This is a genomic window from Rhodococcus sp. ACS1, from assembly GCF_002300155.1.
In the GTDB taxonomy this organism is placed as follows: domain Bacteria; phylum Actinomycetota; class Actinomycetes; order Mycobacteriales; family Mycobacteriaceae; genus Rhodococcus_F; species Rhodococcus_F koreensis.
The window spans coordinates 159,638-177,155 of sequence record NZ_NSDZ01000015.1 but is presented as its reverse complement, the minus strand read 5'-3'; the positions used below and the strand labels follow the sequence as shown (position 1 = coordinate 177,155).

5 protein-coding genes and 1 pseudogene are annotated in these 17,518 nt (G+C 66.5%); 1 reads left to right on the top strand and 5 read right to left on the bottom strand.

Annotated elements, in window-relative coordinates; genetic code table 11:
• The 3 genes from CJ179_RS49555 to CJ179_RS49545 form a co-directional block, all read right to left on the bottom strand.
• Positions 1 to 9,510 (bottom strand): non-ribosomal peptide synthetase (locus CJ179_RS49555; RefSeq protein WP_143549086.1); only part of this gene is annotated, 9,510 nt, incomplete at its 3' end.
• Positions 9,476 to 12,361 (bottom strand): aminodeoxychorismate synthase component I, encoded by a 2,886-nt coding sequence (gene pabB / locus CJ179_RS49550; RefSeq protein ID WP_095866384.1) that lies wholly within the window; start codon positions 12,359 to 12,361, stop codon positions 9,476 to 9,478. The genes CJ179_RS49555 and pabB, both read right to left, overlap by 35 nt.
• Before the next feature lie 1,242 nt (positions 12,362 to 13,603).
• Entirely contained in the window at positions 13,604 to 13,900 is a 297-nt protein-coding gene (locus tag CJ179_RS49545) for a hypothetical protein (protein WP_073366331.1), read from the bottom strand.
• Between the two features lie 190 nt (positions 13,901 to 14,090).
• On the opposite strand from CJ179_RS49545, the pseudogene CJ179_RS49540 reads away from it, so the two are divergent.
• A pseudogene (locus CJ179_RS49540) lies at positions 14,091 to 14,383 on the top strand (hypothetical protein).
• A gap of 137 nt (positions 14,384 to 14,520) precedes the next feature.
• Here the strand turns inward: CJ179_RS49540 and CJ179_RS49535 are convergent.
• Both CJ179_RS49535 and CJ179_RS49530 read right to left on the bottom strand, forming a co-directional pair.
• Positions 14,521 to 16,095, bottom strand: coding sequence for an MFS transporter (locus CJ179_RS49535; protein ID WP_073366330.1), 1,575 nt, complete (start codon positions 16,093 to 16,095; stop codon positions 14,521 to 14,523).
• Entirely contained in the window at positions 16,092 to 16,802 is a 711-nt protein-coding gene (locus tag CJ179_RS49530) for an LppX_LprAFG lipoprotein (protein WP_073366329.1), read from the bottom strand. The genes CJ179_RS49535 and CJ179_RS49530 overlap by 4 nt, the downstream gene beginning before the upstream one ends.
• Between the last annotated feature and the right edge of the window lie 716 nt (positions 16,803 to 17,518).

Genomic DNA, 17,518 nt, shown 5'->3' with positions numbered 1-17,518 from the left:
GTCGATGGGCAGATAGGCTCCACCGGCGGTGAGGGTGGCGTAGACGCCGACGACGAAGTCGATGGAGCGGGCCATCCGCAGTGCCACAACGGTTTCCGGGCCCACTCCTTGGGTGATCAAGTGTCGGGTGAGCCGGTTGACTCGAGCGTTGAACTCAGTGTAGGACAGTGTTCGGTTTCCGTCGATGACCGCGATGGCGTCGGGTGCGCGAGCGACCTGCGCACCGAACATTGACACCAGCGTGTCGGTGGTTGTCGCATGATCGGTGTGGTTCCAGTCCCTGATGACCAGCTGTTTTTCGGTGGGGTCGAGGAGGTCGATGTCGCCGACCGGGCGGTCGGGCTCGGCCACTGCAGCCTCGAGGAGTCGGATGAATCGGTCGGCGAACCCGCGCACGGTGTCCTCGTCGAACAGGTCCTGCGCGTAGATCAGTGCTGCGTTCAGCCCGGTGGGGGCGGCCTTGTCGCCAAAACACTCGCTGAGGGTGAGGGTCAGGTCGAACTGGGTGGCGGCGTGGTCGATGTCTTCGATGCGGGCGGTCAGTCCCTCCAGTTCGAGCTCCGGGTGCTCCTGGTTCTGGAAGGCGAGCATCACCTGGAACAGTGGGTGTCGGGTGGTCGATCGTGCCGGGTTGAGGGCCTGGACCACCCGTTCGAATGGCACGTCGGCGTGCTCGAACGCGGCCAGGTCGGTCTCTCGCACCGTCGAGAGCAGCTGGGTGAAGCTGTTGGCAGTGTCGACCGGGGTTCGGAGCACCAGGGTGTTGACGAACATGCCGACCAGATCGTCGAGGGCCGGGTCGCCGCGACCGGCGACCGGGGTGCCGATGACGATGTCAGTGGTGCCCGATGTCCGGGCCAGGAACACCGCGAACGCGGTGTGCACCACCATGAACACGGTCGCGGTGTGCTGTCGTGCTAGCGCGGTTGCCGCGCGGTGGGTGGGCGCGTCGATGGTGAACTTGTGTGTTCTTCCACGGTGGGTGACGGCGGGCGGCGTTCGGTTCACGGGCAGCTCGAGCTGTTCCGGCAGCCCGACGAGTGTGGAACGCCAGTACGTCAGCTGGCGGGTGAGCAACGAATCGGGGTCGTCGTCGGAGCCGAGTAACTCCCGTTGCCACAGCGTGTAGTCCGCGTACTGCACCGTCGGTGCAGTCCAGGCGGGTGGATTCCCATGGGAGCGAGCGGTGTAGGCGGCCATGAGATCCCGCGCAAGCGGGGCGATCGAGGAGCCGTCGGCGCAGATGTGGTGCAGCACTACGGCGAGCACATGCTCGTTTTCGGCGGTCTCGAACAAGGCCGCCCGCACCGGTACCGATGTGGTGACGTCGAACCCGGCCGAGGCCATCGACATCAGCCGCGCGGCAATCTCGTTCTCGGTCACCACGGCGGTGGTGACCGCCCCGCTGACCTCCGCCCCGGGGACAACCACTTGGTGCGGGCCGGCCTCCGCTTCGGGGTAGATCGTCCGCAGGGTCTCGTGCCGGTCCACGACGTCGGCGATCGCTGCCAGCAGTGCGGCCGAGTCCATGGGTCCCGACAGGCGCACGGCGATCGGGATGTTGTAGACCGGTGAGTGAGGATCGAACCGGTTGAGGAACCAGATCCGTTGCTGCGCATAGGACAGCGGGATGCGTTCGGGCCGGGGCCGCGGCAGCAGCGCTGTGTGTGCACCCGCCGTCGCCCGGGATTCGAGCCACCCCGACAGTGCCCGCACCGACGACGCCTCGAACAGCACCCGCATCGGCACCCGCGCGTTCATGGTCGAGCCGAGTCGCGACACCGCCTGTGTGGCGAGGAGGGAGTTGCCTCCCAGGGTGAAGAAGTCGTCGTCGAGTCCGATGCGGTCGTGGCCGAGGATGTCGGCGAAGATGTCGGCGACGATTCGCTGCTCGGTGGTGACCGGTGGCCGGAACCGGGGTGTCGGTGGTACGGGTGCGGGGAGTGCGCGGCGGTCGATCTTGCCGTTGGGGGTCAGCGGTAGTGCGTCGAGGATGGTGATGGGGGTGGGCAGCATGTAGTCGGGGAGGCGGTGGGCGGCGAAGGCGCGGATCGCGGTGGGGTCGAGGGGGGTGTGGTCGCGGGGGACGACGTAGCCGACGAGTTGGTCGCCGGTGTGGGGGTCGTGGTGTATCGCGGCGACGGCTTGGGTGATGTCGGGGTGGGTGGTGAGTGTGGTTTCGATTTCGCCGAGTTCGATGCGGTGGCCGCGGAGTTTGATTTGGTGGTCGCGGCGGCCGAGGAATTCGAGGTTGCCGTCGGGGTGCCAGCGGGTGAGGTCGCCGGTGCGGTACATGCGTTCCCCCGGTGGGCCGTAGGGGTTGGCGACGAAGTGGTGGGCGGTCAGTGCGGGTCGGTTGTGGTATCCGCGGGCGAGTTGGATTCCGGCTACGTAGAGTTCTGCGGTCACGCCGGTGGGGACGGGGCGGAGTCGGTCGTCGAGGACGTAGGTGTGGGTGCCGCGGATCGGGCCGCCGATGGTGATGGGGCCGCTGGGTGGTAGCGGGCCGCTGCAGTTGCTCATCACGGTGGTCTCGGTGGGGCCGTAGCCGTTGAAGAGGCGGCGTGGGTGTGGTGCGTCGGGGGTTGTGGCCCAGCGGGTGAGCAGGTCGGGGGTGCAGGCCTCGCCGGCCGACAGGACGGTGTGCAGGGTGTGGAGGTGGGTGGGGTCCATGGTGGCCAGGGCGGCCGGTGTGATCACGGCGTGGGTGACGTGGTTGCGGTGGAGGAGTTGGGTGAGTTCGTCGCCGCCGAAGACGGTGGGTGGGGCGATGACCATGGTGGCGCCGGCTCCGGCGGCGAGGAGCAGTTCGAACACCGAGGCGTCGAAGCTCGGTGATGCCACGGCCAGGGTTCGGGAGTCGGGAGTGGTGGTGAATCGTTCGCGTTGTTCGGCGGCGAGGTTGGCCAGGCCCTGGTGGGCGACGGCGACGCCTTTGGGGGTGCCGGTGGAGCCGGAGGTGTAGAGCAGGTAGGCGGTGTTGGTGGTGTGCAGGGGTCGGATTCGGTCGGTGTCGGTGATGGGTCTCGAATCCATGGTGTTGCAGCGGGTTTCGAAGTCGGGGGTGTCGATGACGAGCCACGGCAGTGGTGCGGGCAGGGTGGTGGCGTGCCGGGTGGTGGTCAGCCCGAGTGCGGCTCGGGAGTCCGAGAGCATGTGGGTGATGCGGTCGTTCGGGTGGTTCGGGTCGATCGGGAGGAATGCGGCGCCGGTTTTGGTGGTCGCCCAGATCGCGAGGACTGCTTCGGGGGAGCGGGGGAGTGCGATGGCGACGGTGTCTTCGGGGCCGATGCCTTCGGTGATGAGGATTCGTGCGAGTTGGGAGGAGGTGGTGTCGAGTTGTTCGTAGGACAGGTGGTGGTCTCCGTCTGTCACCGCCGGTGTGGTGCGGTCGTGTGCTGCGGCGGTGGCCAGCAGTTGTGGCAGTGTCGTTGCCGGTTGTGCGGGGCCGCCGGTGCGGTCGAGCAGTTGCCGTCGTTCGTCGGTGTCGAGGATGTCGAGGTCACCGACCCGACTCCCCGCATCGGCCAGTATGGCTCCGAGAACACGCAGGTACCGGTTCATCAGGGCCTCGACGTATGGTTCGTCGAACAGATCGTGGAGGTATTTCAGGTGTAGACGGATCTGGGTGTCAACGGTGATTTCCAGGGCGAGGGGGTAGTGAGTGTTGTCGTTGGCCCTGACACCGGCCAGGGTCATGCCGTCGATCGCGCCGACCTGGTCGGCCAGTGCGGCCTGCTCGACCGGATACGACTCGAACACCGTCAGCGTGTCGAAAAGGGCGTCGGCTGTCCCGGCCGCCTGCTGAATCTCGGTGAGCCCCAGATAGTGGTGATCGAGCAGATCGGCCTGTTCACCGTGCATCCGCGTCATCAGTCGCGAGATCGACTCGTCCGGATCCGCCCGAACCCGCATCGGCACCGTATTGATGAACAGCCCGATCATCGATTCCACCCCTGCGAGCTGAGGTGGCCGTCCTGACACGGTTCCGCCGAAGACCGCGTCGTCGCGGCCGGTCATCCGCATCAGCAGAATTCCCCAGGCCGCCTGCATCACCGTGTTGACGGTGATATCGAGCCGGGCTGCCAACTCGGCCAGGGCATGTGTCGTGCACTCGCCGAGGTCGGCGGTTACTTCACCCGCCCGCGAGGAGATCTCTCGGCCCGGGTCCGCCGGTGCAAGCAGAGTCGGGCCCTCAACACCCTCGAGCGCCGCCGCCCAGGCCTGCCGCGACGCCACCTCGTCCTGGTCGGCGCGCCATTCCAGATAATTGCGATACGGACGGGCGGGAGGCAACGCAGACGCCTTGTCTCCGGCGGCATAGTGCGCGAGCATTTCCGTCATCAGCAGCGGCATGGACCACCCGTCGAGCACGATGTGGTGATTGGCGACGACCAGCTCGGACCGGTCCTCGGCTACCGTGACCAGTGTGAACCGGATCAACGGCGGTGCGGTCATGTCGAAGTGCGTGGCCTGGTCCTTGGCCAGCAGTCGCGTCAACGCGTCCGGGCGAGCGGTGTCGTCGACTCCGCGTAGATCGACTTCGCACCATGGCACCGGCACCTTATCGAGCACCAGCTGCACGGGTACGCCATCGGCTGCCTCGACGAACGCCGCCCGCAAGTTCGGGTGCCGATCCAGCACCGCCTGTGCCGCCGCATGCAGCCGCGGGGCGTCCACTCGGCCGGTGAGTGTGAACACGACCTGCATCGAGTACACGTCGACCGACGACGCGGCCAACAGCGCGTGGAACAACAGACCCGACTGCAGCGGCGTCAAGGGCCACACGTCCGTGATCGCCGGATACGATGCCTCCCAACGGTCGATGTCCGATTGCCGTGCGGTGATCAACGGCAGATCCGACGGTGTCAACCCGCCCGCGCCAGGGGTCTGCGCATGCGCGGCGAGCGCGGCGAGCGCAACACACCATTCCTGCGCCAAGTCCTGCACATCGGACCGCCCGATTGCACCCGTCGGGAACGTGAACGCGGCGCCCAGCACCGGACCCTCGCTGCTGTCGGTGACGATCGCATTGATGTCGACAACGCCGTTCGCCGGCATGTCGGCATCTCCCGGGGCGGCGATGTCGCCGAGATCGCCGCACGGTGACCAGTCGGCCGCCTGCGCTTCGTTCGGAACACCACCGCCAGACACCCGGCCCAGGTAGTTGAAGCTGATCTGGCCGACCGGCAGCGACCGCAACTGCTCGGCAGTTTCCCGATTCAGGTAGCGCAGCAGCCCGTAGCCGATTCCCCTGTCCGGTAAAGCCCTCAGCTGCTCCTTGATGGACTTGACCGCCACGCCGGCCGCGGTGCCACCGGCGAAGGCCTCGTCGAGATCGGCGGCCCCGATATTCAGACGCACCGGGAACGCACTGGTGAACCATCCCACCGTTCGAGACAAATCCGCTCCCGCGGCAATCTGCTCCTGACGGCCGTGTCCCTCGAGTTGGATCAGCGTCGAGGATTCGAAGACCTTTCGCGCGCGCCGCCACCGGCAGACGGCCAGTGCCAACGCCGCCAGCAAACCGTCCTCGACGCCGCTCTGGAACAGTGTCGGCAAGGTCGTCAGCAATGACGCCGTCACCGGCGCCGGTGCGCTCACCTCGATCCGCTCGACTGTGGATCCCCGATCGACAGCCGCGTTGAACGGGCGGAGGCCCAATACCGGGTCGGACGCCTGCAGCAGTGCCCGCCACATCGGCAACTCTGCCGCCCGCGCCGGGGCCGACGCTTCCTCCACCAACGCGTGCGCCCACCGACGCATCGACGTCCCGACGGGATCTAACACCGGAGCATGCCCAGCGGACACCGCGGCCCACGCGGAGGCCAGGTCCGGCAGGATGATCCGCCACGACACCCCGTCGATCACTAGGTGGTGCGTGACGATCAGCAACCAGCCGGGCCGCTTCGTAGCGTTGGATCCGGACCGGAAATCGAGCCACACGAACTGCACCATCACGCCCGTGGTCGGTGCCAACCGCCCCAATGCCGCGTCCAATTGCGCCGATGCCAACGCCGCCGCGGCGTCCTCGTCGAGATCGGCGGTGACCTCGATCCGGCGAACAAGGCTGTCCACATCGACGGTGTCCGACCCGGCGACTTCGAGGCCCCACCCGCGCTCGTCGTCGCCAACCAGTCTCGAGCGGAAGATGTCGTGGTGGTCGAGCAGGGCGGCGACCGTCGCCACCAACCCCGCGCGTTTGATTCCGGGCGGCAACTCCACACGCATGTGTTGCGAGAATCGACCGAAGCGACCACCCCGCTCAATCAGCGCCCGCGCGACCGGGGTCAGCGGCATCCACCCGACACCGCGACCCGGCAACTCCTCGAGTACCACCGGCTGTCCGGAGTCTTCGGGAAGCTGCGCGACTTCAGCCAAGCTGCCGACAGTCCTGCGTTCGAATACATCACGTGAGGAGAACAGCACGCCCCGGGCTTTCGCACGCGACACCAACTGAATAGCGACGATGCTGTCGCCGCCTAGCTCGAAGAACGATTCGTCCACTCCGACCCGGCCGAGGCTGAGAACGTCGGCGAAGACGTCGGCGATAGTTTTTTCGATCGGGGTGACCGGCGCCCGGAACTGCCGCTTCAACGGCGCCGGGGCGGGCAGTGCTCGTCGGTCGATTTTGCCGTTCACGCTCATTGGCATCCGGTCGAGGATCACGAACACCGACGGCACCATAAAGTCGGGTAGGCGCGCACCGACAGTCGCGGCGAGGGTTTCGGAGTCGACGTGGGCGCCCGGGGCCGGCACAACGTAGGCCACCAGTTGCGCGGTGACTGTGCCCTCGCGCACCACCACCGCAGTTTGGGTGATGTCGGGGTGGGTGGTGAGTGTGGTTTCGATTTCGCCGAGTTCGATGCGGTGGCCGCGGAGTTTGATTTGGTGGTCGCGGCGGCCGAGGAATTCGAGGTTGCCGTCGGGGTGCCAGCGGGTGAGGTCGCCGGTGCGGTACATGCGTTCCCCCGGTGGGCCGTAGGGGTTGGCGACGAAGTGGTGGGCGGTCAGTGCGGGTCGGTTGTGGTATCCGCGGGCGAGTTGGATTCCGGCTACGTAGAGTTCTGCGGTCACGCCGGTGGGGACGGGGCGGAGTCGGTCGTCGAGGACGTAGGTGTGGGTGCCGCGGATCGGGCCGCCGATGGTGATGGGGCCGCTGGGTGGTAGCGGGCCGCTGCAGTTGCTCATCACGGTGGTCTCGGTGGGGCCGTAGCCGTTGAAGAGGCGGCGTGGGTGTGGTGCGTCGGGGGTTGTGGCCCAGCGGGTGAGCAGGTCGGGGGTGCAGGCCTCGCCGGCCGACAGGACGGTGTGCAGGGTGTGGAGGTGGGTGGGGTCCATGGTGGCCAGGGCGGCCGGTGTGATCACGGCGTGGGTGACGTGGTTGCGGTGGAGGAGTTGGGTGAGTTCGTCGCCGCCGAAGACGGTGGGTGGGGCGATGACCATGGTGGCGCCGGCTCCGGCGGCGAGGAGCAGTTCGAACACCGAGGCGTCGAAGCTCGGTGATGCCACGGCCAGGGTTCGGGAGTCGGGAGTGGTGGTGAATCGTTCGCGTTGTTCGGCGGCGAGGTTGGCCAGGCCCTGGTGGGCGACGGCGACGCCTTTGGGGGTGCCGGTGGAGCCGGAGGTGTAGAGCAGGTAGGCGGTGTTGGTGGTGTGCAGGGGTCGGATTCGGTCGGTGTCGGTGATGGGTCTCGAATCCATGGTGTTGCAGCGGGTTTCGAAGTCGGGGGTGTCGATGACGAGCCACGGCAGTGGTGCGGGCAGGGTGGTGGCGTGCCGGGTGGTGGTCAGCCCGAGTGCGGCTCGGGAGTCCGAGAGCATGTGGGTGATGCGGTCGTTCGGGTGGTTCGGGTCGATCGGGAGGAATGCGGCGCCGGTTTTGGTGGTCGCCCAGATCGCGAGGACTGCTTCGGGGGAGCGGGGGAGTGCGATGGCGACGGTGTCTTCGGGGCCGATGCCTTCGGTGATGAGGATTCGTGCGAGTTGGGAGGAGGTGGTGTCGAGTTGTTCGTAGGACAGGTGGTGGTCTCCGTCTGTCACCGCCGGTGTGGTGCGGTCGTGTGCTGCGGCGGTGGCCAGCAGTTGTGGCAGTGTCGTTGCCGGTTGTGCGGGGCCGCCGGTGCGGTCGAGCAGTTGCCGTCGTTCGTCGGTGTCGAGGATGTCGAGGTCACCGACCCGACTCCCCGCATCGGCGGACAGGAAGCGGTCGAGGAAGGACAAGAAGCGGTGGTGATGGCGATCGAGGTCGTCTTCGTCGTAAAGATTCGGGTTGGCCTGGAAGTCGATGTGTGTCGTGGTGCCGCTAACGCTCGGGTAGATGTTGACAAACAGGTCGTCGACGAGACCGGAGGTCAAGACGTGCAGTCGGCCGGGGTGCGGGCCCAGCCGGATCTCTCTGCCGGCCGGCATGATGTTGAGAGTCGGACCGAACGAGCGATTTCGACTGCTGTCCCTGCCGAGATCGCGGCAGATGTCCTCGCGCCGGTACCGTTGCCGCCGCAGCGCCCCGGTCAATTCGAGTTGTGCGGACTTGAGCAGTGCTCCGATCGTCACGTCCGCGCCCACCTCGAGTTGGACGGGCACGACATTGGCCACCATCCCTCCCGAGCGCCGCAGCGGTGCGGTCGTTCGGGCCGAAACCGGAAGACTGAGGACGATGTCCGATCTGCCTGTCATCCGGGACAGGAAGGCGGCAAGAGCAGCGACCACGACAGGTGCCGCACTCGAGTTGTGCTTTGCGACGACCGAATCGAGCATTGCGGCTACGTCGTGTGCCAAGGCCGCGCTGGCAACTCGCGGGTGCGCATCGATGGGCGCTGACCGCCCGGCCAGCCTCGTAGGCTCCGGCAGTCCCGAGGTCCGTTCCGCCCAGTACCTTCGATCCGCTTCGAAGCGATCGGAGTTCCGGTAGGCAGAATCGATTTCGACGATCTGCGCGGGATCCAGAACGCGGAGCGGCGGAGCGTCGACACCGGCAACTGAGGCCGAATACAACTCGGCGATACGTTGCATCAGAGTCATGGCGCCGTAGCCGTCGAGGGCGATGTGGTGGATGCGTGAGTACCAGTAGCAGTGCCGGTCGCCGACTCGGAGTACCGACGAGAGTGCGAGCGCATCGTGGAGGAGGTCTATCGGGGTGCTGAACTCGCGGCGCATCCACTGTTGCGCGGTGACCCTCGGGTCGTCCTCCGCGCGAAAGTCGATTCGCAAGATCCCGCCGTCGGAAGAATCGTCGACCAGTTGATACAATTCACCGTCGTGATCTACCAGGCGTAAGAACCCGGAACCGAATTCCCTGGCCGCTGTGCGACTTGCTGCTTCGAGCAAATCGATATCCAACTCGCCGAAGACCTCGACATACTGCGCGATCGTGATCGGCAACTCGCCGGCCAGTTGTTGAGCGAACCAGATTCCCTGCTGCGCGGCAGACAAACGACACGCTTCAGGGGGAAGGCTGGCCCGCGAACCCATCTCATTTCCTGCGATCAATGGTGGGGCGGTGTCCACGACTTTCTCCGTTCCGAGCGATCCCGGCCCTTACGGGCGCGCAAGGGTCGGGTTCAGGCCCGACATCGGCAGGCACGTACTGCACGGATGTCCGCGCGCACGTGGTATGGGTAGGTTCTCCAGCGTTGTCGAAATGTGTTGTCGCGTTGGCAAAGAACTTGTTCTCGGCGAGTAATGCGAGCGCTGTCGTGAAGCGGCCGGGACGGTGCTCGACGACGAGGCTGCCGCCCGCGTGCAGGAGCCGTGCCGCCGCAACAATGGTTTGCCGGGCAAGCTTCAGCCCCTCTGCACCACCGACGACGGGCCGTCGGTGGTACTCGCCGCACTGTGTGGGAAGGTCTTCGTCCTCGGGGATACACGGTGGACGGGCGAGGACCAGATCAGCCGTACCGTTGAGGCCCGGCAGCAGATTGGGCGCGGTGACGGCGGTTTCGTGAAGCACGATCGGGCTCTCGCCGAGCCGGATCTGACGTTCGATGTTGCGTCGCGCCACGGTCAGGGCGGTCGGATCCACGTCTACGGCGTGCACACCGGCATCGGCTCGGGCATGTGCGATTGCGAGGGCGATCGCTCCCGAACCGGTGCACAGGTCCACGACCACTGGTGTCGTGACATGTGAAATATCGGCGAGAGCCTCGGCAAGGACGAGTTCGGCGTTGGCCATGGGCTCTGGCACACCGGGGCAGACCCACACCTCGACACCGCCCAATTCAGCCCGCGAGAGTCGTCGCCCAGCTCGATCGATGGTGGCACTCTCGGTCTGCGGACTAACGCTGTGGGCGCGGGCGGGCGATCTGCCGGTGCTGATCGTGAGGGCTCTGCGCATGGCGGCCGCCTTGACCAGGGTCTCGGTGAACTCCTCGTCGGGATCGGACAATGCGACGATGGCGCCCCCGATCCCGAAACTCACGGTCCCGTGCCGGGACACCATGGTTCGGATGACGATGCTGAGGTCGGCGGTTCCGTTGATCGACAACCAGCCGAGGGCGCCTGAGTACACACCGCGCGGCCCCTCTTCCAACCGATCGATGATTTCCATGGTCCGGATCTTCGGCGCCCCGGTCATCGAGCCACCTGGGAAGCAGGCGCGCACACACCCGACCGCAGTCGCGTCACTGCGCAGCGTCCCCCGTACCGTCGACACGAGTTGATGTACCGGTGCGTAGGTCTCGACGTCGAACAATCGCGGTACGTGCACCGAACCGGGCGTGCAGACCCGTGAGAGATCGTTGCGCACGAGGTCGACGATCATGAGATTCTCGGCACGGTCCTTTTCGCTCGTCAGCAGGTCCTGGCGAAGCGCATCATCCGCCGCAGCGGTTGCACCCCGAGGCCGGGTGCCCTTGATCGGCTTGGACTCAACGACCCGGTCGGTGCCCACGCGCAGAAACCTCTCGGGTGAGGCACTGAGAATGTCCGCCGCATCGAACCTCAGGAGTGCTGCATAAGGCACCGGAGTGAGGGATCGGAGGTAGGCGAAGGTTTGGACGGGGTCTATCTCGACATCGATCTGGGCATGGTTCGTCAAGCACACTTCGTACGTTTCTCCAACCCGAATGTTCTCCAAACAGGTACGGATCTTGCTGAGGTAGGTTTCGCGGTTGTGGCGCAGCGTCATGCGCGGGTCCGCCGCCGACCTGATGAGCGGCCGCGCGGGATGAGCCTCGTCGGTCGTGACGGGCATCCGGTAGATCACCCTCGCCGTACGGCGCATCCAGTCACGATTGTCGGGGTCGTGTGCCTGCTCGCTGAGGGCCAATAAGTAGCAGCTGCCGTCGGCGTGGTCGATCACGACTGCGCGGTCGGCGAACACCAGGGCCGCGTCTGGTGTGTCCGCGGAGTGTTGCGCATTGCCGTCGGCTTCAGCCTTCAACTCGTAGCCCAGATAGCCGACGTAGCCCAGATCGAACGGGAACGGCAGGTCCTGGGATCGCGGCACAGCACGAACCCGCAACTGTTCGTCGAGGTAGTCGAAGAATGGTACGCGTCGTTTCTCGTCCGGAACGCCCGAACGATGCACCAGGACCGTGCCGTCCGCAACGCTGTACGTGACGTACTCGGCACGCGGGCCAGATGCGTCGCCCATGATGGTGAAGCGCGCCTCCGACTCCACCGTGGAGCTGCCATCGAGCCAAAAACTGTTGGGGCCGTGCGCGAAAAGGCGCTCATACACCGTCTGTGAATCGACTCGCCGTTCTATCCGCTGGGTTTCCACCACATACGGCGATAAGGTCCGCGGCCTACGTCGAGGCCTCGGTGCGGATCCCTTCCGGCGGGTCGGGGTGAGGTCACGGAAGTTGGCCAGGAGCTCATGTCCGTGATCGGTGCAGACCGATTCCGGATGAAATTGCAACCCCCACAGCGGGCGCAAACGATGCTTTACCCCCATGAGGACCCCGTCGGAGGTCCACGCCGTCGCCTCCAGCTCATCAGGGAGGTCTTCGACGGCGAGAGAGTGATAGCGGACGACCGACAGAGGCGAGGGGAGACCCGCGAACAGTTCTCTACCGTTGTGAAATACCTCTGAGTTGCGACCGTGCCTCGGCTCCGGTGCCAAGACGACATGCGCACCGAACAGTTGGCACAACCCCTGATGGCCGAGACACACTCCTAATGTCGGAAGCCCGCCCTGCAGAATTGCCCGCGAGCTGATGCCGAAGTCACGTTCGCTCGCTGGATGACCAGGCCCCGGAGAGATGACGATATTATCGAACTCGGTCAGTTCCAGCGCACACCAGTCCACGTCGTTGCGCACCACCGTCGGCGGGCACCCGTTGACGTCGCTGAGAAAGCTATAGAGGTTGTATGTGAAGGAGTCGTAGTTGTCGATCAACAACGTCTTTGTGAACATCGCTGTGCCCAGTTTCAGCGTGAGGGATGCGACACTACGTTGTCTCTCGCCGGTGCAACGACTTGATGAGGTCCCTCGACTTAGTGCAGGAGCTTTCGTCTGAGCGCGCCCCCCGAGCGCCCTCCTCCAGCGCGGGAAAGCTCGTGTGATTCACCGACTGGAGGCGAAACGGCCGACGTTGTGGGATGAGGCGCCACGCCGTGAAGTCCGGCCGCACCGGCGATGGTGCGGATGATTGCCACCAAGACCTCGCGACCCGTCGGCGCGGGCGGGAGGCGCCGCCGACCCTGAAGAAACTGACTAGATGCGCCTGACTGCAGGTGATGCCCGCTCGTGCATTTTCAGTGACGAGCCGAAAGAGGAGAATCGGAGTACTCGTAGCGTCGGTCCCGTGGGTCTGGTCGACATGGTCTGATCCTTTGAAGGGCTAATTAGCATGTCTATCAACGCAACTCGCCCAGACCCCGACAACCCGCGCGATGCGCGCACCTCACCTTAAGTCACAAAAGTCTGTGGATACAAGGTCGCCACTCCGGTTGTGATTGGCAGAGTAAATGGTCGGTTCTATTCACCAGTAAATCCTTTCCCGAAATCCCCACCCTCGGGCTCTCATCCGAAAATGGGGTGAGGTGCGTGCGTCGGGACACGCGCTGTGTTGTCGGTGTGAGGTGGTCTCCCGAGGTTCGGATCGGTGGTGGTTCGGATCAGGCTGCCGGGGTGGAGGGGGACGGTGTAACTCAGAGCCTCGGCCCACGAATGTGATTGCGTTTCTTGATGTGTCGGGCGGCCGGCTTGCCGCATCGTCTTCGTCATCCTCATCCGCGAAGAACCCGGCGAGCTGCTCCACGTGGATCTGCTCCTGACCATCGCCCCATCACGTTCGCACTCTCGGTTCTCGCCCACGGGCCCAGTGCAGCCCGTTGGCCGACCGCTATGCCACCTGGTTTCATCGCCACGCTCCCCGAGGACCAACCGTCTCGGACGGGCGAGGCACGACGACGTCTGATGCGAAGTCCCCGTCTCGGCGCCCAGCGCACCGCCTGCGCACCCGCGCGCCGCACAAGCCGTGGGGCCAAGCGGCCAGCGCCGCCGACACGTCCCTGAAACTGCGCTACGCACCACCCGGGCGGTCAGCTCCCCTTCGTGGACGGCAGTGACCGGTGCCCAGGCTAGCGGCAGTGTCGACGGAACGACATCGATTCGGTTCGGCCGGTGGTGTCGTCGCGCGTAGAAGCGGTCCCGCTACTCGTCGAGCAGGATCAGGCCCCGGTGTCGGACCCGGTGATGCTCGCGGGCGATCAGCAGGTGGACGGCGGCGGTGTGTCGGGTCAGGGTGTCGGCGCGGCGGGCCGCGTTCTCGTCGCCCAGCAGGTACGCGGCGGCGCGGTCGCAGTCGATGAGGAACCGCTCGAAGGCGAGCCGGGTGGGTGCCTGCTCGTCGAGGTGGGTTTGCGTGATCACCTCGACCAGCTGCAGGGGCACGCGCAGCAGCCGGTAGGGGAACCGGAGGAGGGCCATCGTGAGGCCGCCGAGCGTCACACCGCGGATCGTAACTTGATCGATATGTCGTGTGGGACAGCCTGGGGATTGTTGATGCGGAAAACAGGGGGTCCGGCTTCGGCTCGCAGCCGTTCCCGGGGTGGGATTCGAGTCGCGCTGTCGCGGGTAACCCGAAAACCCCATCCGAGGCGACACCCGCGTACGGCTGCTCCGAAGCAGGACAAATCCGATGACCTCACACCGGCACGTCACCATCGATCATGACGAGATCCGCGGGTGGATTCAGGCGCATCGCGGCGCGCCGGCACGATCGGCGGCGCACACCGACACCGCAGGCGCTCTGCATATCGATTTTTCCGGGGTCCGCACCGGCGAGCTCGTGCACATTTCCTGGCAGGAGCGGTTCACCGCGTTCGATGCGCAAGGCCTCGGTTGTGCTATCCGGATCCGCATCTACGTGGCGGAACGAGCGCGTGGTTCGAACTGGTTCCCCGCGGTCGCGCGGGCGGGCTTCACCCGTGAGGTGAGCGGCGTGCCCACGTCCCGGGTGCCCGGCACTCACGGCGGAGGTCGGCGAAGGGCGCGGCAATGCACGACGGTGCCGGAAGAGATCGCCTCGCCCGGTGTGCTCGTACTCGGTCAGGTCACCGTTCGACGGGTCATGTCCGCTTGGTGATGCTGTTGTCGGCGGAGACCGAAGCGTTGGCTGGGTGGCGGCCGAGGAACAGTGCCAGCATCGCTCCCGCCGCGCACACCAACGACGTGACCAGAAATATCCCGGTGTACTCGGTGAGCAGAGCCCGGTCGACTCCCCCGGTGTACTCGGCCAGCTCCCGTGCTGCCTGCTCGGGAGGTTTGCCCATGGGGAACGGCACCTGCAGGTTCGCGGTCAGGCCGTGGAAGCGGTGCAGACCCCACGCGGATAACGCGGCAATCCCGACGAGCATCCCGGTCATCCGCGCGACCACCACGGCGGCCGAGGCGATCCCGTGCTGGGTCGGCGGCACGGCGCGGAGCACCGCAACGGAAAGCGGCGCGATCACCAGGCCGAGACCGAGCCCGGCGATGGCCAGGTCGATGTCCAGCCGGGGCACCCCAATCGGCCCGACCTGGTACGGCGCGGACAGCACGTCCATCGGCCACCTGGCCATCCGGAAGTAGCCCGCCGCGGCCAGCAGCATGCCGGCCGCCGTGACCACCCGGTCGCCCAGCCGTGCTGCCAGCAGGCCGCCGAGCAGCGCGCCGACGGGGAGCGCGGCCAGGAACCTCAGCAGCAGTATGACCGCTCCCCGATCGTCCCGGTCGAGCAGCGACTGGGCGAACAGGTCGACGTCCACCAGGGTCACCATCAGCGCGATGCCTGCCGCTCCGGAAACCCCGAGCGCGGCAAGGAATGCGCCCATCTGCACGTCGACCGGGTCGATCAGCCGGGTCTTAGCGCGCAGCTCCCAGCCGACGAAGGCGACGGTAGCGACACCGACCCCGACCAGCATCGGCCCGCCCCACGGTGGCAGCACGGCGGTGCGCGGGTCCGGGTTGTACAGGCCGACGACGGCCAGCCCGAGGGCGACCGCGAGCAGCAGCCCCCCGGCCACGTCCACACGGACGGGCTGGTGCGCCGGATCGCGGCGCGGCACCGAAACCTGCACCGCGATCATCGCGAGCACGCCGAGCGGTACATTCATCCAGAACACGCCGCGCCAGCCGGCGATGCCGAACGCGCTGGACCACAATTCAAGGCCTGCGATCGCCACCCCGTACAGCGGACCCAGGACACTGCCCAGCTCCTGCGCGGCACCCACCGCGCCGAGCACGTTCGACCGCCGGTGGGTTGCCCACAGGTCGGCGGCAAGCGCCATGGTCACCGGCAGCAACGCCCCACTGGCGACACCCTGGACGACCCGCCCGGCAACGAGCATGGGCAGGTCGCCGGCGAACGCGGTGATCACCGAGCCGACCAGGAACCCGGCGAGGCAGCTCTGCAGCACCAGCTTGCGGCCGAACCGGTCCGATGCCTGGCCGAGCAGCGGCATCGCGGCGATGTAGCCGAGCAGGTACCCGGTGACGATCGGGGTCACCCGCTCCAGTCGGTTCACCGGGATCAGCAGGTCGTCCATGATCTGCCGGAACATGCTCACCACGACGTAGGTGTCCAGCGCGCCGAGCAGCACGGCGAGCGCCGCGGCGCCGACGGCGACGGTCCTGCGCCGCCGCGGGATCAGCTCGACACTCACGGCGGGGGAGTCACTGTCACGGGCTTGTCCAGCTCGGACACCACCACGTCGACGGTCGGGGCGTCTGCGCCGTCCGGCTTCGGGAACGTAACCAGCGCTCTGATCGGGAGGTGCATGCCGTCCTCCTCGAGCCAGACCGTGATGTCCACCTCGGACTCGACCCCGGGAACGATGTTGCCCACCGCGTCCTTGTCCGCCCGTCCGGTGATCTTGTACGCCGGTGTCCCGTCAACCTTCTCCCTCGCCTCGGTCTTCGCATCCGTGATGCCGGTCAGCACCTTCGCGAAGCCCCGGTCCGGGTCGAGGATGGCGGTCGGGTCGTAGTACTCGGAGGTGAGCGAGGACGGATACCGCTGAAACGTGCCGGTCGGGCCCCTCAGGTACAGCGAGTCGTCGACCAGCACGAATTCACCTTCGATCAACTGCCCGGCCAGGGTCAGCTTCACCGTGCCCTTCGCGCCACCGGCCGGGCCGCCCTCCCTGGTCAGGTCGCCCTCGGCGGTCTGCACGCTGATGCCCGGAATCGAGCCGGTGACGGTCATCGTGAAGTGTGCGCTCGTGATGTCGCGGAGGGCGGCCGCGGACTCGGCGAGCAGCCTGTCCGCGTCCGGCAGGTTCGCGCTCCCTCCCGAACTGTCGTTGGTGCAGCCGGTGATGACCGCCGCGCTGAACGCGAGGGTCCCGAGGAAGATACGGCGGGAGAGCATGCCCGCATCGTAGGACGCCGGCTCCGACAATGCCCGGGCTTGCGGCCAGTACCGGTGTCGTTGCGGGAACGCCCGGCCCCGGGGTCACCGGGCACGAACGACTTTCACCGGCCGAACCAGCTCGTCGACCGCCTCCGGTGTGGTGAAACGCCGACCAGGCGTGGCCGGCGACCACCGGTGCATCGACCAGGTGGGCGTACTCGAACGCGACCGCTCCTGCACTGAGCTCGGGGTCGTCGACGCCGACGACGACGGGCCCGGTGATCGGACGGCGCTCCGGGTTGTCCCTGCCAGATCGTGACGGGACAGGAAGCGTGTTCGGTGAGAACGATGGTTCTCGAGTTTCAAATCCAGGGGGTCGGCAGTTTTTTCGATACCGCGTCGCAACCATGTGACTAGCCCATCGCGGGATCGAGAACTCCCACCACCGGCAGGACGCGTCGTTGCGGGGCCGGGGCCGCACCGTGCGGGCGCGGCGCCGGCGCTCCCAGTGTCGTACACCGCTCTCGAACCCCCTCGGGCGCCCGTGTCCTCTGTCAGCGAATCGTCCTTGCGCTGGACCCCTTGACCTGCGGTGAGGAATCTTGAGTGGCGAACCGGACTTCGTTGAAGCTGCTGCGGGGCCGGGGGTCTGGTCGACTTCGCCATTGGATCTTGCTTGATTTCGCGTGAGTATCCGTGGCGGAGGATTCCCGGGGCGAGACGGGTGACCGTTC